Genomic DNA, 21,219 nt, shown 5'->3' on the forward strand with positions numbered 1-21,219 from the left:
GGGGGCGTTCGACATGCGAAGTGCGCACGTCGACAACCCGGCCCTTTCGCTTCCCCGGTATCCCGGTTAATTGCCGGCACGCATTGCCAGCACCGCTGTTGCACCGTGCTGGCCGCCCTTCGAGCTGAAGGTTGCGACGCCCGCCGCCATCGCGCTGAATCCGCACCCGGCGGCGTTATAATCATCGTTTTCCCCGGATCTGCCCCAATAACCCGTGTGCCGCGCCGATGGCCGCACACCGGCAGGGCAAAGCCGAGCCGAATCCTATCTGCCGACCCATCATGCAAGAAAAATACGTTCCCGCCGACGTCGAAGCCTCCGCCCAGTCGCATTGGCAGGCGATCGATGCCTACAAGACCACCGAGCGCGCGGACAAGCAAAAATTCTATTGCGTCTCGATGCTGCCGTATCCGTCGGGCAAGCTGCATATGGGGCACGTGCGCAACTACACCATCAATGACGTGATGTACCGTCAGATGCGCATGCGCGGGTACAACGTACTCATGCCGATGGGCTGGGATGCGTTCGGCATGCCCGCTGAAAACGCGGCGATGGCCAACAACGTGCCGCCCGCGAAGTGGACGTACGACAACATCGCCTACATGAAGAAGCAGATGCAGGCGATGGGGCTGGCGATCGACTGGTCGCGCGAAGTCGCCACCTGCTCGCCGGAGTACTACCGCTGGAACCAGTGGCTGTTCCTCAAGATGCTCGAAAAGGGCGTGGTCTATCTGAAGACCGGGACGGTGAACTGGGACCCGGTCGATCAGACCGTGCTCGCCAACGAGCAGGTGATCGACGGCCGTGGCTGGCGTTCGGGTGCGCTGATCGAGAAGCGCGAGATCCCGATGTATTACATGCGCATCACCGATTATGCCGACGAGTTGCTCGGCGATCTGGACGCCCTCGGCTGGCCTGAGCGCGTGAAGGTGATGCAGCAGAACTGGATCGGCAAGAGCTTCGGCGTGAACTTCGGGTTCCCGTACGAGCTCGATGGCGAGCGCAAGCTGCTGCGCGTGTTCACCACGCGCGCCGACACGATCATGGGCGTCACCTTCTGCGCGATTGCCGCCGAGCACCCGCTCGCCACGCGTCTGGCCGCCGAGCGCCCCGACTTGCAGGCATTCATTGCCGAATGCAAGCAGGGCGGCGTGGCCGAAGCCGACATCGCCACGATGGAAAAGAAGGGCATGCCGACGGGCTTCTTCGTCACGCATCCGATCACGGGCGACAAGGTCGAAGTGTGGATCGGCAACTACGTGCTGATGGGTTATGGCGAAGGTGCCGTGATGGGCGTGCCGGCGCACGACGAACGCGACTTCGCGTTTGCGCGCAAGTACGGTCTGCCGATCAAGCAGGTCGTGGCGGTCGCCGGCGAGACGTATTCGATCGACGCCTGGCAAGCCTGGTATGGCGACAAGGAAGGCACGCTGATCAATAGCGGCAAGTACGACGGTCTGGGCTTTGCTGCCGCCATCGACGCGATTGCCGCCGATCTGAAGGCGCAGGAAGTCGGCGACAAGCAGATCACGTTCCGTCTGCGCGACTGGGGCATTTCGCGCCAGCGTTACTGGGGCACGCCGATCCCGATCATCCACTGCGACACGTGCGGTGCCGTGCCGGTGCCGGAGAAAGATCTGCCGGTGGTGTTGCCGGAAGACCTCGTGCCGGACGGCTCGGGTAACCCGCTCGCGAAGTCGGAAGCCTTCTTGAAGTGCGATTGCCCGAAGTGCGGCAAGCCGGCACGTCGCGAGACGGACACGATGGACACGTTCGTGGACTCGTCGTGGTACTTCATGCGCTACGCCTGCCCGGATGCCGACAGCATGGTCGACGCGCGCACCGATTACTGGATGCCGATGGATCAGTACATCGGCGGCATCGAGCACGCGATTCTGCACTTGTTGTATTCGCGTTTCTGGACCAAGGTCATGCGTGACCTGGGGTTGGTCAACTTCAAGGAACCGGCGCAGAACCTGCTGACGCAGGGCATGGTGCTCAACGAGACGTACTACCGCGAAGATGCCGCCGGCAAGAAGACGTGGTTCAACCCGCTCGACGTGCAGGTGCAGCTCGACGACAAGGGTCGTCCGGTGGGTGCGACGTCGAAGGCCGATGGCGGCGACGTGGTGCTGGGCGGCATCGAGAAGATGTCGAAGTCGAAGAACAACGGTGTCGATCCGCAATCGCTCATCGATCAGTACGGTGCCGACACGGCGCGTCTGTTCGTGATGTTCGCCGCGCACCCGGAACAGCAACTGGAATGGTCGGGCGCCGGTGTGGAAGGCGCGAGCCGTTTCCTGCGCCGCCTGTGGGGCTTCGGTCAATCGCAAGCCGCGTTGCTGCGTCAGACGGGTGTCGCCATCGAGACCGCCAACCCGGCAGCGCAGGCGTTGCGCCGCGAGGTGCACGGCGTGCTCAAGCAGGCCAATTACGATTACCAGCGTGTGCAGTACAACACGGTCGTGTCCGCGGCGATGAAGATGCTCAACGCGATCGAAAACGACAAGGGCGCTGCCGGTGCCGGCGCGGTGCGCGAGTGCTACGGCATCTTGCTGCGCGTGCTCTACCCGGTGGTGCCGCACGTCACGCACGGCCTGTGGGATGCACTGGGTTACGCGGCCGAGTCGGGCGATCTGCTCGATGCCTCGTGGCCGGTGGTGGACGAGGCTGCGCTGGTGCAGGACGAGATCGAACTCGTGTTGCAGGTGGCGGGCAAAGTGCGTGGCGCGATTCTCGTGGCCAAGGATGCGCCGCGTGAAGCCATCGAACAGGCGGCACTGGCACATGAAATGACGGTCAAGTTCGGCGAAGGAAAGCCGGTCAAGAAGGTCATCATCGTGCCGGGGCGTCTCGTGAACGTGGTGGTCTGAGCCGGCAGCGACTGCCGATCCATGATTTGGTGAGAAGAGGGCACATCACGTGCAAATGACATCCGGGCAACGCAGCGCGGGCATGACGCGCAGGATCTTCGGCTGGATCGCCCTGTTGGGCTGCGCGCTGGCGCTCACCGCGTGCGGTTTCCAACTGCGCGGGGCGAGCGAGTATGCATTCAAGCGCCTGTATATCTCCGGCGGCGGACAGATGGCCGTCGATATCAAGCGCTACATCCGCTACGGCAGCAAGGGGACGGTTGTCGTCGAGGCGCCGAAGGATGCCGACGCTCGCCTGGAAATTCTGGGCGCGACGGCAACGAGAACGGCGGTGAGTCTGGACTCGACGGGCCAGGCGCGTGAATACGAAATGCGCAACACGTTCACGTTCCAGTTGGTGACCCCGGACGGTACGCCGATCATTCCGCTGAGCACGATTCGCCTGACACGTAACCTGCCGTACAGCGACAGCGAAGCGACGGCTCGCGATCAGGAAGCGGCGCTGCTCAATCGCGACATGCAGAAGGATGCCGTCGATCAGATCATTCGCCGCATGGAAGCGGTGAAGACCATGCCGGCGCCGACGCCGGACCACTGAGCCCACGGCCATGCAACTGCGCCCCGACGCGCTTGACGCGAATCTTGCCAAGACCCTCTCGCCGATCTACGTGATCTACGGCGACGAGAGCCTGCTCGTGCAGGAAGCCGTCGATCGCGTGCGCGCGGCGGCCCGCGCGGGCGGTTATACCGAGCGCGATGTGCTGTCGGTCGAGCGCAGTTTCGACTGGGGCGCGCTGGCGAATTCAGGGCAGTCGATGTCGTTGTTCGGCGACCGCAAGCTGATCGAGTTGCGTATTCCCGGCGGCAAGCCCGGCAAGGACGGCGGCGCGGCGCTCAAGGCGCATGCCGAAGCGGCCAGCGGCGACGTGTTGACCATCGTCACCTTGCCGCGCCTCGATGCGGCGGCGTCCAAGTCCGACTGGTTCACCGCGCTGGATCGTGCGGGCGTGACGGTCAAGATCGATGCAGTGGATCGGGCGCGTCTGCCCGACTGGATTTCGCAGCGTCTGGCCGCACAGGGGCAGCGCGTGGCTGCGGGCGAAGCCGGACGCCGGGTGTTGCAGTTCATCGCCGATCGCGTCGAAGGCAATTTGCTCGCGGCGCATCAGGAAATTCAGAAGCTCGGCTTGCTGTACCCGTCGGGGACGCTCGAATTCGAGCAGGTGCAGGATGCGGTACTTAACGTCGCGCGTTATGACGTTTTCAAGCTGAGCGAAGCGGTGCTCGCGGGCGATACGCCGCGACTCGTGCGAATGCTCGACGGCTTGCGCGGTGAAGGGGAAGCGGCCCCGCTCGTGTTGTGGGCGCTCACCGAAGAAGTCCGCACGCTGGCGAAGATTACGCGCGGTATGGCCGCAGGCAAGCCGCTCGCGATGCTGCTGCGCGAATATCGCGTGTGGGGCCCGCGCGAGCGTTTGATGGAACAGGCGGCAAATCGCGTCACGCCGGCGATGCTTGCGCAAGCGTTGCAACTGGCGGCGCGCCTCGACCGGCAGGTCAAGGGACTGCGCGCCGACGGCCTGCCCGGGGACCCGTGGGACGGCATGCTGCAACTCGGATTGTTGCTCGTCGGCGATCGACCGCCGACGGCGCGCTCCGCCCGCCCGGCCCGTCCGGCGCACGCGTAGACCGCGCCCGAAAAATATCAAATGACGACGGCGGACCCTCCGCCGGATCGACCTAATCGACCCAATCGACCAGAGTCACGAGATGGATATCAAAGCCTACATGCAGTCGCTGGGCCAGCGTGCCCGTGAGGCATCCCGCGCGATGGCACGTGCCGATACGGCCGCCAAGAACCGTGCGTTGCTCGCTATTGCCGACGCCATCGAGCGCGACGGCGCGAAGTTGCAGGAAGTGAACCGCCGCGATCTCGAACGCGCGAAAGCCAACGGGCAGGATGCCGCCTTCATCGACCGTCTGACGCTGTCCGACAAGGCATTGCGCACGATGATCGAAGGCTTGCGCCAGATCGCCGGCCTGTCCGATCCCATCGGTGAAATCAGCAACGTGCGCGTGCAGCCGAGCGGCATTCAGGTCGGCCAGATGCGCGTGCCGCTGGGGGTGATCGGCATCATTTACGAATCGCGTCCGAACGTAACCATCGATGCGGCGGCGCTGTGCCTGAAGTCGGGCAACGCGACGATCTTGCGCGGCGGCTCCGAAGCCATTGAGAGCAACACCGCGTTGGCGACCCTCATTGCCGACGCGCTGGCCGCGACCGGTTTGCCGGGGGACGCGGTACAGGTCGTCAGCACGCCCGATCGCGCCGCCGTGGGCGAACTGATCACCATGACCGAGTATGTCGACGTGATCGTGCCGCGCGGTGGCAAGAGCCTGATCGCCCGCCTGATGCAGGATGCGCGCGTGCCGATGATCAAGCATCTCGACGGCATCTGTCACGTGTATGTCGATCAACGCGCCGACGCTGCCAAAGCGCTGGCGATTTGCGAGAACGCCAAGACGCATCGCTACGGCACGTGCAACACCATGGAAACGCTGCTCGTCGACCAGAACGCGCTGGCGCAGTTGCCCGCGATTGCCCGCATGTTCCAAGGCAAACAGGTCGAGTTGCGCGGCTGCGAGCGCACCGTGGCGGCGCTGACCAATGCGGGCGTGACCGGTGTCGTGGCGGCGACCGAGGAAGACTGGTCCACCGAGTATCTCGCGCCGATCCTCGCGATCAAGATCGTCGATGGTCTCGCCCCGGCGATCGAACACATCAACCGTTACGGCTCGCATCACACCGATGCCATCGTGACCGAGGACTACAGCGCGGCGATGCAATTCCTGCGCGAAGTCGATTCGGCGAGCGTGATGATCAACGCGAGCACGCGTTTTGCCGATGGTTTCGAGTTCGGGCTGGGCGCCGAGATCGGCATTTCGAACGACAAGTTGCATGCCCGCGGCCCGGTGGGGCTGGAAGGGCTGACGAGTCTCAAGTACGTCGTGTTCGGTCACGGCGAAGTGCGTCAATAAGTGACACATCGACGCGTGTGAATGTCAGGGAAGTGGGCATGAAAGTACAAGTTCTCGGCCCGGCCGATTTCCGAAAAATGCCGTGGAAGAACGGCTTGGGCGTGACGATCGAACTGGCCGTTGCGCGCCGCTCCGGCGAAGACGGCTTCGACTGGCGCATCAGCACGGCGACGGTCGCCACGGCCGGACCGTTCTCCGTCTTCGCAGGCATCGACCGCTCATTGGCGATCGTGCGCGGCGGATCGCTCACGTTGAACGTCGAGGGCCGCGACGACGTCACGCTCACGACGCAAACCTCGCCGTATGCGTTCGGCGGCGAACTTGCCGTGAGCAGCACACCGGTACTCGAGAGCGCAGGCGTGCCCATCGACGACTTCAACGTCATGACGCGCCGTAGCGAGTGGCAGCACACGTTGGTGCAGCATCGTCTGACGGACGACGTCGTGACGTGGGCACTGCCGGCGCAGGCCGACAGCGTCGCGTTTCTCTACTGTGCGGCGGGAGAGGGCGGCGTCAGCGTGGCACTCGCCGATGGCGAGGTTGTGAACGTGCCGTCTGGCCACGCGCTGCGCTTGGACCAGATTGACGCACCCGCGTGCCAACTGCGCGCCGTAGGGCCGTCGAGTGACGTGTTCCTCACCTGCGTGACGCGGCTGCACGGCTGATGCAGTCGATGCGGCATAGCCCGCATCTCACTCGCATCCCTTCGGCGGGGACGCTCGTCCCCGCCCTCCGCAGCATCCTTCCCCTGTCCTTCCCATAATCTCCCCCGTACTTCCCCTAGGCCGATCCGGATACTTTTCCGGCGAGCGAAACGGCATACTTCGGTTAATCCATATATAAATCGAAGTTCCACCCATGAAACAAAAATCGCATTCGAGCGAGGGGCCGTGCCATGGATCCGTTGAGTGACGTCTTGAGTGATGTTCGGGCGGACGCCGTGGTCACCGGGCGATTTACGTTTGGTGCACCGTGGTCATTGCGAAAGCCTGCGCTCGATGGTGTGCCGTTTCGCACGGCACTGGGCGCGCCCTTCTATCTCGTCGTGGCCGGGATGCCGCCGGTGCGCGTCGAGCCGGGCGATTGCGTGCTGTTGCCGCATGGGCACGAGCACGTGATGTGTTCGTCGCTGGACGAGACGCCGGTGGTCTTCGAGCAAATGATGTCGGCGCAGGGCATCGCGCCGCGATTGGACACGCCGTTGGCGTTTCGGGCCGGGGGCACCGGCGCGGTGAGCGAGTTGTATACCGGGGTGGTGATGTTTCGGGAACGTGTGAAAAACCCGTTGCTGGTGTCGTTGCCGCCGTTGATTCACATCCGTGCGGGCGACCCTGCCGTGCCCGCCCTCCTGACCACGACGCTCGCCGGATTCATCGAAGAGTCGATGCAGCGCGGTGCGGGGTGGCGCGTGGCGGTGGCGCGCCTTGCGGATGTGTTGTTCGTGCAGATATTGCGCGCATATCTGGCGTCGAGTGGCGGGACGAGTACGCACTGGCTGCGTGGCATGACAGACCCGCAGATGGGCCGGGTGATTGCCTCGATGCACGAGACCCCGTCGCGACCGTGGACGGTGGAGCAGTTGGCAGGCATCGCGGGCATGTCGCGATCCCGGTTCTGTTTGCGGTTCAGGGAGTTGGTCGGGGAGTCGCCGATGTCGTATCTGACCACACACCGGATGTACATGGCGGCAGAGCGATTGGCAGGCGCCGGGGCGAGAGTGGCGGACGTGGCCGACGCAGTGGGCTACGCGTCGGAGAAAGCCTTCACGAGAGCTTTCCGGCGGTGTTACGGACTCCCGCCGCGCGAGTATCTGCGCAGTTGTGAGCTGGGCCACTAAAAATAAAAAGCGGGCGGCGCGTCAGCGACCGGCCGCGCAGGCAAAAGCACAGGGGTTTTCCCGTCTCTGGACGAACGGCGACCTTTTCGGGTCGGCCGGCCGTTGTTCGGCATTTTTCTCGTTGTGAGAATTCAATCGCCATCCGAAGGCGCGCGCCAAAGCGCGTCGATGCGAGTGGCGAGTCACAACGGGAGAGTCAATGGAATTCCAGCTCAACGGGCGGCCGTTCGTTTTCGAGGGTGAAGACGACACGCCACTACTGTGGGTCATCCGCGATGCCGCGGGGCTGACCGGCACCAAATACGGATGCGGTATCGGCGCGTGCGGCGCCTGCACCGTGCATCTCGAAGGCGTCGCCACGCGCACCTGCGTGCTGCCGGTGTCGGCCGTGGCAGGCAAGCGCATCACGACGATCGAGGCGCTGTCGCCCACGCGCTCGCATCCGATCCAGCAGGCCTGGATTGCCAAAGACGTACCGCAATGCGGCTACTGTCAATCGGGCATGGTGATGGCGGCCGCCGCGCTGCTCGACAAGCATCCGCACCCGACCGACGCGCAGATCGACGAGGCCATGACCAATCTGTGCCGTTGCGCGACGTATCACCGCATTCGGGAGGCCATCCATGCCGCTGCTAAACGCTGATCGCACTGCGCAAGGTGAGCGCACCGTGCCGAAGGTGAACGATATCGCCGAGGGCACGACGGCAGTTGCATCGCCCTCACGCCGTCAATGGCTCAAGGGGATGACGCTGGCCACCGGCAGCCTGCTGATTCCGATTTCTGCGTCGTGGGTGGCGAGTCCGGAAGCGCGTGCTGCGACCGGTGAATCGGCAAGTCAGCCGGGCGATCACCTGATCGAAATCAATGACTGGATTCGTATCGACGCCGACGGTACGACGGTGCTCGGCCTGTCGCAATGCGAGGTCGGGCAGGGCGTGTACACCGGTTTGCCGCAAGTGCTTGCCGACGAACTCGATGCCGACTGGCGACGCGTGCGGGTGGAATTCGTCACCGCGCGTGACGCGTATCGCACGGCGGCGGCCAACGAGGCGTTGCAGCAGTTCGTGGGCGCCTCGATGAGCGTGACACTCTTCTACGAACGTCTACGCATCGCCGGTGCACAGGCGCGAGAGGCACTCGTGAGCGTAGCGGCGCAACGCCTTGGTGTGCGCACCACCAACTGCGTCACGCGTGAAGGCCGGGTGATTCATCCGCAGTCGGGACGCTCGCTCGGCTATGGCGAGTTGGCCGCCGACGCCGCGAAGCTGCCGCTCAATCCGCATCCGCACCTGAAGACGACGGCCGCGCATGCCCTGATCGGCAAGCCGATGCAACGCCTCGATTCGCCGTCGAAAGTCGATGGCTCCGCTGTCTTCGGCATCGACGTCAAGGTGCCCGGCATGCTCATCGGTGCCGTGCGCATGGCGCCGACCTCCGGCGGTACACCGCTTGCCGTCAAGAATCGCGACGACATCAAGGCGCGCAAAGGTGTGCATGACGTCGTGATCGCCAAAGACGCGATCATCGTGGTGGCCGACGACTACTGGCGTGCCAAGAAAGCCTGCGACGGCCTCGACGTCGAATGGAAGGCGGGCGCGGCGGCCGACAGCGCCACCATTCTTGCCGAGCGCCGCGCCGCACTCATCCACGGCAAACCCGGCATCGCCACGGACATCGGCGATGCGCCGGGCATCATCGCGGCGGGCGGCAAGGTCGTCACCGGCGAGTACCACACGCCTTACATCGTGCACGCCACTATGGAGCCAGTGAACGCGACCGTGCACGTGCGCAAGGATCGCGGCGAGATCGAAGTCTGGGGCCCGATTCAGGGGCAGGACAAAGTGCGCTGGGCGCTCGGCGGCATTTTCAAACTGCCGCCCGAGAAAGTGACTGTGCACACCACCTTCCTCGGTGGCAGCTTCGGGCGCAAATACGTGCCTGACTTCGTCATCCATGCGGCGGTGGCGTCCGCTGCCGTAGGGCGTCCCGTCAAAGTGATTCGTTCGCGCGAAGACGATACGCGGCACGGGTTCTATCGGCCCTGCGCGTCCGGGCGATTTCAGGCCGTGTTGGGTGATGACGGCCTGCCGCGTGCCATGCAGTTGCGTGTGGCGGGACAGTCGCTCTACAACGTCATCAAGAAGGAAAACTACGAGAAGGCGGGCTACGACGAGACCATGCTCGACGGGCTATACGACCTCGCCTACGCCGTGCCGAACCTGCGCGTCGAAGGCGTCGACGTGCCGCAGCCGAACATTCCGGTGAGCTTCATGCGCTCGGTCGGTTCGACGTCCAGCGTGTTTTTCCTTGAGAGCTTCATCGACGAAATGGCCGAAGCGGCCGCCATTGACCCCATCGTCTATCGCAAGCGCCTGCTCAAACACGATGCGCTCGCGAGTGCCGTGATCGACGCCACGGTCAAGGCGGCCGGCTGGCAGTCGCCAGCGAAACCCGGTGTGCATCGCGGCTTCGGGTATTGCACTTATACCGGGCGGGGGGCGGCGTTCTCCACTTACGTTGCGGTCGCGCTCGAGATGCGCGTCGTGAACGATCGTTTCAAGATCGAACGCGTCGTGTGTGCCGTGGACTGCGGCCGCGCGATCAATCCGAATCTGATTCGCGCCAACATCGAAGGCGGCATCGGCTTCGCGTTGACCAACACATTCAAGAGCCAGATCACGTTTGCGAACGGTGGCGTAGAGCAAAGCAACTTCGGCGACTACCCGCTGCTGTATCTCGTCGAGATGCCGAAGATCGAGACCGTGATCGTGCCGAGCGACCGGCCGCCGCAGGGCTGCGGGGAAGTCTCGCTGCCGCCGATGGCCCCCGCAGTGGCCCAAGCGATCCGGCGTGCTACGGGCGTGCGGCCACGCGCGATGCCGTTGCCGCAGACCGTTGCCGAGGCGCGTGCACTGGCGGGCGACGCTGCCCCCGGCGCAAAGGGTCGCGCGTAATGGATGTCCTCGATGCCGAGGTGCTCGACGCCGTGGCGCGCTGGCAGGCGCAAGGCGACGACGTGCTGCTCGCGACCGTGGCCCGCACGTGGGGCTCGGCCCCACGTCCGGTCGGCGCGATGATGGCGCTCGGTGCACGTGGCCGGGTCGCCGGCTCCGTGTCGGGCGGTTGCATCGAGGACGATCTGCTTGCCAAAGTGGCCGATGGCTTTCGCCCGAGGCAGCGCCCGCACGTGCAGACCTACGGACTCACTGCCGACGAAGCGCATCGGTTCGGCTTGCCGTGTGGCGGGACATTGGAACTGATCATTGAAGTCGTCACAGAACGCAGCGCTCTCGAAGCGATGCGCGCGGCGATCAACGCGGGCCAGCTTGGCACGCGCGAACTTGATCTACGCACCGGGGAGGCACGCGTACGCCTCATCAGACAGCCCGCTGCATTCGCTTACACGCCTGCCAGACTCACCGTGCCGTTCGGGCCTCGCTGGCGCATCATCGTCATCGGCGACGGGCAACTCACGCGGCATCTCACGGCCATGGCGGTGCCGCTGGGTTATCAGGTCGTGATCTGCGATCCGCGCGACATTCACGATATTCACGGCGGCGGTGATGGCGGTGGCGGCGAACACAACACGCCAACGCCCCACGTCACGCGTGTGAGCGAAATGCCCGACGACCTCATCGTGCATTTGCGACCCGACGGCAACACGGCCATCGTGGCGCTCACCCACGACCCGAAGCTCGACGACATGGCGTTGCTCGAAGCGCTCAAATCCGACGCGTTTTATGTCGGTGCCATCGGTTCACACCGGAACCAGTCGCTGCGCCGCGAACGTCTCGCCATGTTCGACCTGACGCCCTCGCAGATTGATCGGCTGTACGGCCCGGTCGGCCTGCACCTCGGCGCAAGAACTCCCCCGGAAATTGCGCTGGCGATCCTTGCGGAGATCACCGCGCTTCGTAACGGCACGCTCGGCGACACCACGCGCCGTGTGATGCCTTCGTGTGTTGCTGAATCACCTCCCCCCTCGGTAGTCGCCCATCGCGTTCTCACAAGGAGCGAGGGTCTGCCGGTCTTGTAGTGCCTGACGGACAAGTTGTTTGGAATCCAATATAAAAATTAGGGAATGTCATGAAACACAAAGTCTGGATGGCAATGGCACTTACCGTCGCGGCGGGCTGCGCCAAGGCGGATGGTTTGCAGATTTACGGCATTCTGGACAACAGTCTGGAATACCTCACCAACGCGGGAGCAGGCGCGAACGGCAGCAAGTCGTCACTCTTTCGCGTGAGCAACGGCTCGCAGGCACCGAACCGGTTCGGCTTCAAAGGATCGGAAGATCTGGGCGGCGGCCTCAAGGCCATCATGCAACTCGAAGCCGGCATCAACCTCGACTCCGGGCAGTTGCAGCAAGGCGGACGCATGTTTGGCCGGCAGGCTTGGGTGGGGCTTCAGAATGAGTGGGGCGCACTGACGATCGGCCGCCAGAAGAACCTGATCTACGACGCGTTCCTCGAACTCGATCCGCTGTCGTACTACAGCTACTCGCTGCCTGCGATGGATGCGCAGTTTGCGGGCCGTGCCGACAACTCGATCAAGTACGCGGGCAATTTCAACGGCTTCAAGGTCGCCGGCCTTTTCTCGACCGGCTACGACGCGACCATCGCCAACGGTGCGCAGGTGCCGGGCGAGTGGCGTGTGGGCAAGGAGTACAGCGTGTCGGTCGGCTACGCCAACGGTCCGCTCAACGTCTCGCTGGTGTATGACCAGCAGCAGGGCACCTCTGTTGCGACGCAGGGGGCGACTTCGCAACGCGTGGCGGCCGGGGCGAGTTACGCCATCGGCAATTTCAAACCGTATGTCGGGTATCAGTGGTATCTGAGCAATGTGCCCGGGGTCGCGGGGCGCAATGCGCTGTACTACGCGGGTTTGCAATACCGCCCGGTGACGGAGGTCATTCTCTCCGGGGCGATCTACTACAACGACATCTCGTCGGCCAATCAGCACCCGTATCTGCTCGCGGCGAATGCGGCATATCTGCTGTCCAAGCGCACGCAACTCTTCGCGGAGGTCGGCTTTTCGCGCAATCAGAACAACTCGAATCTCGGCGTGACCGGATACGGGTTGAGCATCGTGCCGGGCAGCAATCAGGTCGGCGTAGCGGTCGGTCTCGCGCACTACTTCTGAGGTGGCACCGTCACCGCCTCGTAGCGCACGGCTGATCCGGGGGGACAGCCGTGCGGGAAGTGTCGGACGCGCCCGGTGTCAGGCACAGCACCGGGCGCGCGTCTGACTCGGAGGCGACGCTCACGCGAGTTGCATTAATCACAGTTTCGGCAAAAGGGCGCAGCGACGATACTTCATTCACCGGCTCACGCAACTCCGCGCAAAGCCAGAATCAAGGAGAAACACCATGCCCGCACTCATGCTCGCCGCCGAATACGCCTTCCAAGGTCTGATCATGCTCTCGACCGCCGCACCGTTCTTTCAATAAGCCAACGGATGCAGCAGTCCCCAGTGGCCAAACGAAAAAGGCCGCTTCGCAGATAGCGCGAAGCGGCCTTTTTCTTTGCGACTTTCGCGAACCGGGGCACGAGACCCCGAGTCACGAATTGCGAATCACGACCGATCAGTGACGGAAGTGGCGCGTGCCCGTCATCAGCATGGCGACATTGCGTTCGTCGGCAGCGGCGATCACTTCATCGTCGCGCATCGAGCCACCCGGATGGATCACGCAGGTGGCGCCAGCGTCGACCACCACATCCAGACCGTCACGGAACGGGAAGAAGGCATCCGACGCCACGGCCGAGCCGGTCAGCGACAGACCGGCGTTTTGCGCCTTGATGCTCGCAATACGCGCCGAGTCGACACGGCTCATCTGGCCTGCGCCCACACCCAGCGTCATGCCGCCGGCGCAGAACACGATGGCGTTCGACTTCACGTACTTCGCCACGCGCCACGCGAACAGCAGGTCTTCCATTTCCTTCGGCGTCGGATGACGCTTGGTCACCACGCGCAGTTCATGCGGGGCCACGTTCTTCGCGTCCGGCGATTGCACCAGCAGACCGCCACCCACACGCTTGAAGTCGTACTGATTCACGCCATTGCCCAGCGGTACTTCGAGCAAACGCACGTTCTGCTTGGCAGCGAACACTTGCTTGGCGCCTTCCGTGAACGACGGGGCCAGCAGCACTTCCACGAATTGCTTGGCCACCGCCTGTGCGGCCGTCTCGTCGACTTCACGGTTGAAAGCGATGATGCCGCCGAAGGCCGACGTCGGGTCGGTCTGGAACGCCTTCGCGTAAGCGTCGGCCGGCGTTGCCGCCACGGCCACGCCGCACGGGTTGGCGTGCTTGATGATCACGCAGGCCGGGGCGTCGAACGTCTTCACGCATTCCCACGCGGCGTCCGCGTCGGCGATGTTGTTGTACGACAGTTCCTTGCCTTGCAGCTGGCGATAGTTCGCGAGCGAGCCTTCCGGCGTGGTGATGTCACGATAGAACGCCGCGCTTTGGTGCGGGTTCTCGCCGTAGCGCATGTCCTGCACCTTCGTGTACGCCAGATTGAGCGTGGCCGGGTAGGCGGCGCGCTCGTTGTGACGCAGCGACTCGCCGAGGCTCGTCAGGTAGTTGGTGATGGCGCCGTCGTACTGCGCCGTGTGGGCAAACACCTTCGTCGCGAGACGGAAGTTCGTGGTGTAACCCACGGTGTTGTTGTTCGCCTTCATCTCGTCGAGCACCACGGCGTAGTCGGCCGGGTCGACCACGACGGTCACGTCGCGATGGTTCTTCGCGGCCGAGCGCAGCATCGTCGGGCCGCCGATGTCGATGTTCTCGATGGCGTCTTCGAGCGAGCAGTCATCCTTGGCAATCGTCTGCACGAACGGGTACAGGTTCACCACGAGCAGGTCGATCGTCGGGATGCCGTGCTGGTCGAGCGCAGCCATGTGTTCGGGCAGGTCGCGTCGCGCGAGAATGCCGCCGTGCACCTTGGGGTGCAGAGTCTTCACGCGCCCATCGAGCATTTCCGGAAAGCCGGTGTAGTCGGCCACTTCGGTCACCTTGAGGCCAGCGTCGGCCAACAGCTTGGCGGTGCCGCCAGTGGAGAGAATCGACACGCCCTGTGCAGCGAGCGACTTGGCGAAGTCGACGATGCCGGTCTTGTCGGAGACGGAGATGAGAGCTTGCTTGATCATGACGGACGGTAGTGAGGCGGCAAATGAAGCGGCAAAAAACGGACAAATAGGGCGGGCAGAAACGTTGGGGCTGACCTCAGCCTTGCACGCGCGCCCCCCGGCGGGGCAGGACAGGTAGCGCGCTCGCATCGATGACACCCGCGCTGCCACCCGTCGCCACGGGCGACTAGAGCAGGCCGTGCTGCTGCAACTTCTTGCGCAGCGTGTTGCGGTTGATCCCCAGATATTCTGCGGCGAGCGACTGATTTCCATCGGCCTTGCCCAGCACGAATTCGAGCAACGGCTTTTCAACGACAGTGACAACCATATCGTAGACATCGTGTGGTACGGCGCCATCCAGATCACGGAAATACGAATCCAGACTGTCGCGTACGCATTGTTCTATGTTTGTTTTGCTCATGCGGCTAATAGCTCCCTCGGCGATTCTTGTTCATAGCAGAGACGGTCCGAGTGCGCCTTCTGCTGTTCGAAAAATTCGTTGACCGCAGCCAACTGGTCTTGCGTGCTGTCCAGCGTGTTCATGCGCTGGCGGAATGTGGCCGCCCCCGGCAGCCCGCGCGAATACCACGCAATATGCTTGCGCGCCGTTCGCACCCCCGTGAACTCCCCGTAGAACTCGTAATGGTCTTCGAGGTGTTCGTTCATGATTTGCTGAATCTCGTCGACGCGCGGCGCCAAGGCGATCTCGCCCGTCGTGAGAAACAGCTCGATGTCGCGGAACAGCCACGGCCGGCCTTGTGCGGCGCGGCCGATCATGATGGCGTCCGCCCCCGTGACATCCAGTACGTGTTTGGCTTTCTGTGCCGAGGCGATGTCGCCGTTGGCGACGATCGGGATACGCGCGGAGGCCTTCACCGCGGCAATCGTCTCGTACTCGGCATCGCCGTGATACAGATCGGCACGCGTGCGCCCGTGCACGGTCAGCATGCTGATGCCGCACTCTTCGGCGATACGCGCCACTGTAAGTGCGTTCTTGTGTTCGCGATCCCAGCCCGTGCGGATCTTCAGCGTGACGGGCACCACGTCGCCCACCGCGCCGACCACGGCCGACACGATGCGCGCGACCAGCGGTTCGTTCTGCAACAGGGCCGAACCTGCGGCAACGTTGCAGACCTTCTTGGCCGGGCAACCCATGTTGATGTCGATGATCTGGGCGCCGTTCTCGACGTTGTAGCGCGCGGCCTCGGCCATCATGGCCGGATCGGCACCGGCGATCTGCACGGAAATCGGCGCCACCTCGCCCGCGTGGTTCGCGCGGCGCATGGTTTTCTCGCTTTTCCAGAGCTGGGCGTTCGAGGCCACCATCTCCGAGACGGCATAACCCGCCCCCAGCCGTTTGCACAGCTGGCGGAATGGCCGGTCCGTCACGCCAGCCATGGGCGCGACGAAGAGGTTATTGCGGAGTTCGTGGGGGCCGATACGCACGATGCAGGGAGTCGCCGGGAAAAAACGAGCATTTTACTGCGAAAACCGGTCCCCGTCGCCTAAAAAATGTGCACGATCACCCGCGTTGCCCGAACATCATCTGGCGGGCGAAGGCCGTCTTGAGCGGCGGCACAAGGTCGAGACTGGCGAGCGCCATGCCGCGCAGCACGGCCACAGGCGCGGCATCGATGCCGAAAACGCGTGGCAGCAGGTCGGTAATGCGGATGGTCATGCCACGGTCGGCACGGCGGCGCCGGGCAAAGGCGGCGAGGGCCGCCGGCCCGGGGATGCCGGACGTGCTGCCGGTGCCCGTGGTGTCGGCAGTACCGGCGGTGCTGGCGTGGGGTGCCGTCGTGTTCGGGCTTCGCGCCTCGTGAGTCCCGCGCATGTGGTGCACCAGCGTGTCGGCAAGGTCGAACGCGTCACGCAGGCCCAGATTGAGGCCTTGGCCGGCCACGGGATGCAGTGTCTGCGCTGCGTTGCCGATCGCAGCGACACGCCCGTCGACGACCTGTCCCAGCGCGTTCAGGCCCAGCGGGAAGCCCGCCCGGCCGCTGATCGCCGTAAAACGGCCCATGCGGTCGCCGAATGCGGCGTGCAGTTCGGCGAGGAAGCTCGCGTCGTCCATGCTGCGGCGGCGCTTGGCCTCATCGTGCGAGCAGCACCACACGAGGGCGTAGCCGTGGTCCTGCGGCAACAGCGCCAGCGGTCCGTCGGCCGTGAAGCGTTCCCACGCCCAGCCCGCGCGCGGGCGTTCGCACGTGACAAAACCGACGAGCGCCGTCTGGCCGTAATCGCGCGCCCGGGGACGGGAGGTCTGGCTTTCGAACAGCCCGCCTTCGGCATTGACGGCCAGCGTGGCATGCAAGGTCTCGGCATGATCGTCGGCGGTGGTGCCGAGCGTGATCGTGACCTGTTGCGCGTCCTGACGCAGCGCGATGGCCTGATAGGGGTGGAAGTGATGCAGCCCCGGGGGAAGTTCCCCCGCCGCCAGCGGTGACTGCGGCGAGTGCTCGAACCGCGTGGGCACCTGCGACATGGCGTTATCGAGCGCGCGCATGAGCGCGCCGTAGCGCACCACGTAGCCCAGCGCCGGCACGCCATGCTCGCGAAAATCGATCTCGGTGCTGCCGAAGCGGCGCGCTTGCGATACGTGGATGTGCTGAATCGGCGTGGTGGCGAGGCCCGTATTGGCGCGGGCGGACGACGCGTGGGCAGCATGGGCGGCATGGGTGGCATGGGCCGGGTGGGGCCACGCCCCGGCTCGCGCCAGAATCTCGCGGCTGCCGTGCGAGAGGGCCAACGCACGAGGGTCGTCATAGCCCGCCTGCGGCCCGCGCGCGTCGATGAGTGCCACGCGCATCTGCGGCGCGCGCTGGGCGAGCAACAGCGCCAGCGCCGTGCCGACCGGGCCGGCACCGACGATGGCGACGTCGAAACGCCGGGGCGTCGGCTCAGGAGTCATGTCCGTCGTGGTCATGTCAGAACGCAGGCTCGCCCATCAACCGCGCATGAGCGCTTCGATCTCGTCGGCGTCGACGGGCACGTCGCGGGTAAGCAGCGTGCAGCCGGTCGCCGTGACAACCGCGTCGTCTTCGATGCGGATACCGATATTCCAGTAACGCTCGTCGATGTCCGGCGCGGGGCGCACGTAAATGCCCGGCTCGATGGTGGTGACCATGTTCGCCGCGAGCGTGCGCCACGGCCGCTCACCGTTCGGCCCATCTTCGCGATATTCGCCGCAATCATGCACGTCCATGCCGATCCAGTGGCCGGTGCGGTGCATGTAGAAGCGGCTGAACGACTTGTCGGCGATCACGTCGTCGACGCTGCCTGCGGTGTCACGCTTGAGCAGCCCGGTGTCGAGCATGCCCTGCGCAAGCACGCGCACGGCGGCGTTGTGGGGAGCATCGAAGGCGACACCGGCGCGCGTGGCGTCGATGGCGGCCTGTTGCGAGGCGAGCACGATGTCGTAAAGCTCGCGTTGCGCAGGCGTGAAGCGCCCGTTCACCGGGAACGTGCGCGTGATGTCCGAGGCGTAGCCGTCGAGCTCGCAGGCGGCGTCGATCAGGCACAGATCGCCGTCACGCAGTTCGGTGTCGCCCGCGCGATAGTGCAGCACGGTCGCGTTGGCACCCGTGGCCACGATGGAGGTGTACGCCGGGAACTGCGAGCCATGGCGGCGGAATTCGTAAAGCAACTCGGCTTCGAGGTGATACTCGCGCAGGCCAGGGCGCGACGTTTTCATCGCGCGCACGTGGCCGTCGGCCGAGATCTTGCCAGCGCGCGCCATGATGTCGATCTCGTGGGCGTCTTTAATCAGGCGCATCTCGTCGAGAATCGCGCGGATGTCATGGGCGGCCGCCGGTGCCGACACGCCGGTGCGGCTCTGCGCACGCACGGTGTTCAGCCAATGGCGCACCTGACGGTCTTGTTGTGCAGAGGCGCCCAGCGCGTAGAAGAGCGCCGGGGTGTCGGCCATCAACTGCGGCAGACGCGTGTCGATTTCATCGATCGGGTAGGCGGCGTCGAAGCCGAACGCTTCGCGTGCCGCTTCGGGGCCGTAGCGAAATCCGTCCCAGATTTCGCGTTCTTCGTTCTTCGCGCGGCAGAACAGAATCGACTGACCGTTGCGGCTATCGAGTACCACGACCGCCTCGGGTTCGGTGAAGCCCGAGAGGTAATAGAAATAGCTGTCGTGACGATAGGGATAGTCGCTGTCGCGGTTGCGTGCCACTTCGGGCGCGGTCGGCACGATGGCGAGACCGCCGCCAGCCTGACGCATTTGCTCGATGGCACGCGCACGGCGGGCACGGTAAGGGGAATCGGTCATCGCGGGCTCCATTCTTGTCGTATTGAGGCGATTCTACTGCCGGGGGTTCAGCGCTGCCGAGTGCTTTCGAGTGCTTCCGACTGCTACCGGGCGCTAACGATGTCGTTCAGTGCCGCTAACTGTGCCGGCGTGCCGACGTTTTCCCACTCGCCGTCAAAACGCTCGCCCGTTGCGCGGGCGTCGGCAATCGTGCGCTGGTACAGCGGCGTGAGCGCCATGCGCGTGCCCGGGGCAATGCCGTCGAACAGACGCAGGTCGTATAGCGCGATGCTGCCGAAGGTGAGCGGTACGGCGCCGGGCGGGGCGTTCTCGCGCAGGTGCAGGCGGTGTGCGGCGTCGAGCGCGAAGTCGCCCGCCGGATGAAACGGCGGGTTCGGGACCATCACCAGATGCATGCCGGGCTGCGCCCGTGCGGCCAGACGGGCCGCAGGCGCACGCAGCGTGGCGAAATCGAAATCGGTGAAAAGATCGCCTGCGATGGCCAGAAACACGTTGCCCGCGCCTTCGAGATAGGGGCGCGCCTGAACGATCCCGCCTGCCGTCTCGAGGGCTTCCGCCTCGGCCGAGTAGGTCAGATGCACGCCGAAGCGGCTGCCGTCGCCGAGCGCGGCTTCGATCTGTGCGCCCAGCCACGCGTGGTTGATGACGATGTCGATGTAGCCCGCCCGCGCGAGGGCTTCGATCTGCCAGACGATCAGCGGCTTGCCGGCCACCGGCAGCAACGGCTTGGGCGTGCTGTCGGTGAGCGGGCGCATGCGATCGCCGCGCCCGGCGGCGAAGATCATCGCCTTGAGCGGCATCGGCGCAGGGGTTGCGCTCAGGGGCCCGGCCATCGCAGGCGCCTCAGAACGTGTAGCCGACGTCGACCTGTTGGTCGGTCAGCGTGTCGAGCAGGCGTGCCAGCGGGCGCAGCGGCGCGTAACGCTCGGCCACCTTGCGGGCGTAGTCGATGAAGCGCGGGGTATCGGCCAGATAACGCGGCTTGCCGTCGCGGTAGTTGATACGGGCAAAGATGCCGAGCACCTTCAGATGGCGTTGCAGCCCCATCCATTCGGCCTGACGGTAGAACTCGCCGAAGTCGGCGTCGACCGGCAGCCCGGCCTTGCGCGCGCGTTCCCAGTAATAGGCCAGCCAGTCGAGCTGACGTTCTTCGTCCCAACTGAGGAACGCGTCGCGCATGAGCGAGATCACGTCGTAGGTCAGCGGGCCGTAGACGGCATCCTGAAAGTCGAGAATGCCCGGGCCGGTCGTGCCCGGCAGGCCCGGCATCAGGTTGCGCGGCATGAAGTCGCGATGCACGAACACCTTGGGCTGCGCGAGGGCATTGTCGATGAGCAACTGATTGATGCGATCGAGCGTGGCACGCTGGTCGGCCGTCAGTTCGACTTTCAGATGCTTACCGATGTACCAGTCCGGGAAGAGATCGAGCTCACGCTGGAGCAGTGCCGTGTCGTAAGCGGGCAGGACGTCGGCACGCGAGCTCTTCTGCCACACGATCAGCGCGTCGAGCGCCGCGCGCATGAGCGGGCGGGCGTTGTCGTCGTCGAGCACGTCAAGATAAGTCTGGTTGCCCAGATCGGTGAGCAGCAGGAAGCCTTGGGTCAGATCTTCGGCAAGCACCTTGGGGGCTTGCAGGCCGGCTTCGTCGAGCAATTGCGCGACGTGCACGAAAGGACGGCAATCTTCCTGCGGCGGCGGGGCGTCCATCACGATCAGGCTCGGATGCGCCGGATCAAAACTGCCGATACGGAAATAGCGCCGGAAGCTCGCGTCCGCCGAGGCGGGCGCCCACTGGGCCATGTCGAGTGAAAACGGCTCGGCCAGCCCCGAGAGCCAGGTGGCAAGCGATTGCAGGCGGGGATCGTCGGATGCGGCGGCGAGCAGGCTGGAAGCCTCGGAAACACTCGTGGGAGCAGTGGGTTGTGCGGTCATGATGGGGGCGGTAAACGTCTTGCCATATAATACCCGATCATGTTTTCCCGACGCCCTGATTCTCGACCTCGATCGACCGTTCCGAATGTCCCGGCAAAGCTGTCCGGACAGGGGGAATTGGCTGCCCGCA

17 protein-coding genes are annotated in these 21,219 nt (G+C 64.6%); 10 read left to right on the forward strand and 7 right to left on the reverse strand.

Translation table 11 applies throughout. The features are described 5' to 3' along the window. The first annotated feature begins 281 nt into the window (after window positions 1–281). The 10 genes from leuS (at window position 282) to CDV44_RS01760 (ending at window position 12,891) form a co-directional block, all read left to right on the forward strand. Window positions 282–2,873, forward strand: coding sequence for a leucine--tRNA ligase (leuS, locus tag CDV44_RS01715; protein WP_087686404.1), 2,592 nt, complete (start codon window positions 282–284; stop codon window positions 2,871–2,873). Window positions 2,874–2,955: 82 nt separating this feature from the next. Continuing rightward, a complete protein-coding gene (gene lptE / locus CDV44_RS01720; RefSeq protein WP_170935821.1) occupies window positions 2,956–3,471 on the forward strand; it encodes an LPS assembly lipoprotein LptE in 516 nt (171 codons plus the stop codon). Between the two features lie 10 nt (window positions 3,472–3,481). After that, window positions 3,482–4,561: a DNA polymerase III subunit delta gene (gene holA, locus CDV44_RS01725; RefSeq protein ID WP_087686406.1), complete on the forward strand. Its 1,080-nt coding sequence runs from the start codon at window positions 3,482–3,484 to the stop codon at window positions 4,559–4,561. Window positions 4,562–4,625: 64 nt separating this feature from the next. Beyond that, window positions 4,626–5,912: a glutamate-5-semialdehyde dehydrogenase gene (locus CDV44_RS01730; RefSeq protein WP_371328721.1), complete on the forward strand. Its 1,287-nt coding sequence runs from the start codon at window positions 4,626–4,628 to the stop codon at window positions 5,910–5,912. 38 nt (window positions 5,913–5,950) lie between these two features. Then, on the forward strand, window positions 5,951–6,577 hold the full coding sequence (locus CDV44_RS01735) for a HutD family protein (RefSeq protein ID WP_087686408.1): 627 nt from the start codon (window positions 5,951–5,953) through the stop codon (window positions 6,575–6,577). Window positions 6,578–6,807: 230 nt separating this feature from the next. After that, window positions 6,808–7,749, forward strand: coding sequence for an AraC family transcriptional regulator (locus CDV44_RS01740; protein ID WP_087686409.1), 942 nt, complete (start codon window positions 6,808–6,810; stop codon window positions 7,747–7,749). A 199-nt stretch (window positions 7,750–7,948) separates the two neighbouring features. Then, a complete protein-coding gene (locus CDV44_RS01745) occupies window positions 7,949–8,392 on the forward strand; it encodes a (2Fe-2S)-binding protein (RefSeq protein WP_058376124.1) in 444 nt (147 codons plus the stop codon). 100 nt (window positions 8,393–8,492) lie between these two features. Continuing rightward, window positions 8,493–10,703: a xanthine dehydrogenase family protein molybdopterin-binding subunit gene (locus CDV44_RS01750; RefSeq protein ID WP_249277378.1), complete on the forward strand. Its 2,211-nt coding sequence runs from the start codon at window positions 8,493–8,495 to the stop codon at window positions 10,701–10,703. Next, window positions 10,703–11,785: an XdhC family protein gene (locus CDV44_RS01755; RefSeq protein WP_087686411.1), complete on the forward strand. Its 1,083-nt coding sequence runs from the start codon at window positions 10,703–10,705 to the stop codon at window positions 11,783–11,785. Before CDV44_RS01750 ends, CDV44_RS01755 begins: the two co-directional genes overlap by 1 nt. Before the next feature lie 50 nt (window positions 11,786–11,835). Continuing rightward, window positions 11,836–12,891 (forward strand): porin, encoded by a 1,056-nt coding sequence (locus CDV44_RS01760; RefSeq protein ID WP_087686412.1) that lies wholly within the window; start codon window positions 11,836–11,838, stop codon window positions 12,889–12,891. Window positions 12,892–13,333: 442 nt separating this feature from the next. Here the strand turns inward: CDV44_RS01760 and purH are convergent, their stop codons facing one another. From purH to CDV44_RS01795, 7 genes are all read right to left on the reverse strand, one after another. Next, window positions 13,334–14,899: a bifunctional phosphoribosylaminoimidazolecarboxamide formyltransferase/IMP cyclohydrolase gene (gene purH, locus CDV44_RS01765; protein ID WP_087686413.1), complete on the reverse strand. Its 1,566-nt coding sequence runs from the start codon at window positions 14,897–14,899 to the stop codon at window positions 13,334–13,336. A gap of 166 nt (window positions 14,900–15,065) precedes the next feature. After that, window positions 15,066–15,299: a Fis family transcriptional regulator gene (locus CDV44_RS01770; RefSeq protein ID WP_058376120.1), complete on the reverse strand. Its 234-nt coding sequence runs from the start codon at window positions 15,297–15,299 to the stop codon at window positions 15,066–15,068. Next, window positions 15,296–16,324 (reverse strand): tRNA dihydrouridine synthase DusB, encoded by a 1,029-nt coding sequence (gene dusB / locus CDV44_RS01775; RefSeq protein WP_371328717.1) that lies wholly within the window; start codon window positions 16,322–16,324, stop codon window positions 15,296–15,298. The genes CDV44_RS01770 and dusB overlap by 4 nt, the downstream gene beginning before the upstream one ends. A gap of 76 nt (window positions 16,325–16,400) precedes the next feature. Next, window positions 16,401–17,804, reverse strand: coding sequence for an FAD-dependent monooxygenase (locus tag CDV44_RS01780; protein ID WP_249277369.1), 1,404 nt, complete (start codon window positions 17,802–17,804; stop codon window positions 16,401–16,403). 21 nt (window positions 17,805–17,825) lie between these two features. Beyond that, a complete protein-coding gene (locus tag CDV44_RS01785) occupies window positions 17,826–19,157 on the reverse strand; it encodes an aminopeptidase P N-terminal domain-containing protein (protein ID WP_087686415.1) in 1,332 nt (443 codons plus the stop codon). An 83-nt stretch (window positions 19,158–19,240) separates the two neighbouring features. After that, on the reverse strand, window positions 19,241–19,990 hold the full coding sequence (murU, locus tag CDV44_RS01790) for an N-acetylmuramate alpha-1-phosphate uridylyltransferase MurU (protein ID WP_249277370.1): 750 nt from the start codon (window positions 19,988–19,990) through the stop codon (window positions 19,241–19,243). Window positions 19,991–20,000: 10 nt separating this feature from the next. Continuing rightward, the gene (locus CDV44_RS01795) at window positions 20,001–21,089 is read right to left on the reverse strand and encodes an aminoglycoside phosphotransferase family protein (protein WP_087686416.1); all 1,089 of its coding nucleotides are present in this window, start codon (window positions 21,087–21,089) and stop codon (window positions 20,001–20,003) included. Window positions 21,090–21,219 lie beyond the last annotated feature (130 nt).

Source organism: Pandoraea sp. PE-S2R-1, assembly GCF_002179865.1.
Taxonomy (GTDB): Bacteria; Pseudomonadota; Gammaproteobacteria; order Burkholderiales; family Burkholderiaceae; genus Pandoraea.

Bases quoted from the DNA above. Each gene is read 5' to 3' on its own strand.
- lptE (WP_170935821.1), top strand. From the start codon at position 2,956: ATGACGCGCAGGATCTTCGGCTGGATCGCCCTGTTGGGCTGCGCGCTG.
- CDV44_RS01750 (WP_249277378.1), top strand. From the start codon at position 8,493: ATGACGCTGGCCACCGGCAGCCTGCTGATTCCGATTTCTGCGTCGTGG.
- CDV44_RS01755 (WP_087686411.1), top strand. From the start codon at position 10,703: ATGGATGTCCTCGATGCCGAGGTGCTCGACGCCGTGGCGCGCTGGCAG.
- leuS (WP_087686404.1), top strand. From the start codon at position 282: ATGCAAGAAAAATACGTTCCCGCCGACGTCGAAGCCTCCGCCCAGTCG.
- CDV44_RS01740 (WP_087686409.1), top strand. From the start codon at position 6,808: ATGGATCCGTTGAGTGACGTCTTGAGTGATGTTCGGGCGGACGCCGTG.
- CDV44_RS01780 (WP_249277369.1), bottom strand. From the start codon at position 17,804: ATGACCACGACGGACATGACTCCTGAGCCGACGCCCCGGCGTTTCGAC.
- CDV44_RS01785 (WP_087686415.1), bottom strand. From the start codon at position 19,157: ATGACCGATTCCCCTTACCGTGCCCGCCGTGCGCGTGCCATCGAGCAA.
- purH (WP_087686413.1), bottom strand. From the start codon at position 14,899: ATGATCAAGCAAGCTCTCATCTCCGTCTCCGACAAGACCGGCATCGTC.
- CDV44_RS01795 (WP_087686416.1), bottom strand. From the start codon at position 21,089: ATGACCGCACAACCCACTGCTCCCACGAGTGTTTCCGAGGCTTCCAGC.
- CDV44_RS01735 (WP_087686408.1), top strand. From the start codon at position 5,951: ATGAAAGTACAAGTTCTCGGCCCGGCCGATTTCCGAAAAATGCCGTGG.
- murU (WP_249277370.1), bottom strand. From the start codon at position 19,990: ATGGCCGGGCCCCTGAGCGCAACCCCTGCGCCGATGCCGCTCAAGGCG.
- CDV44_RS01770 (WP_058376120.1), bottom strand. From the start codon at position 15,299: ATGAGCAAAACAAACATAGAACAATGCGTACGCGACAGTCTGGATTCG.
- CDV44_RS01745 (WP_058376124.1), top strand. From the start codon at position 7,949: ATGGAATTCCAGCTCAACGGGCGGCCGTTCGTTTTCGAGGGTGAAGAC.
- CDV44_RS01760 (WP_087686412.1), top strand. From the start codon at position 11,836: ATGAAACACAAAGTCTGGATGGCAATGGCACTTACCGTCGCGGCGGGC.
- holA (WP_087686406.1), top strand. From the start codon at position 3,482: ATGCAACTGCGCCCCGACGCGCTTGACGCGAATCTTGCCAAGACCCTC.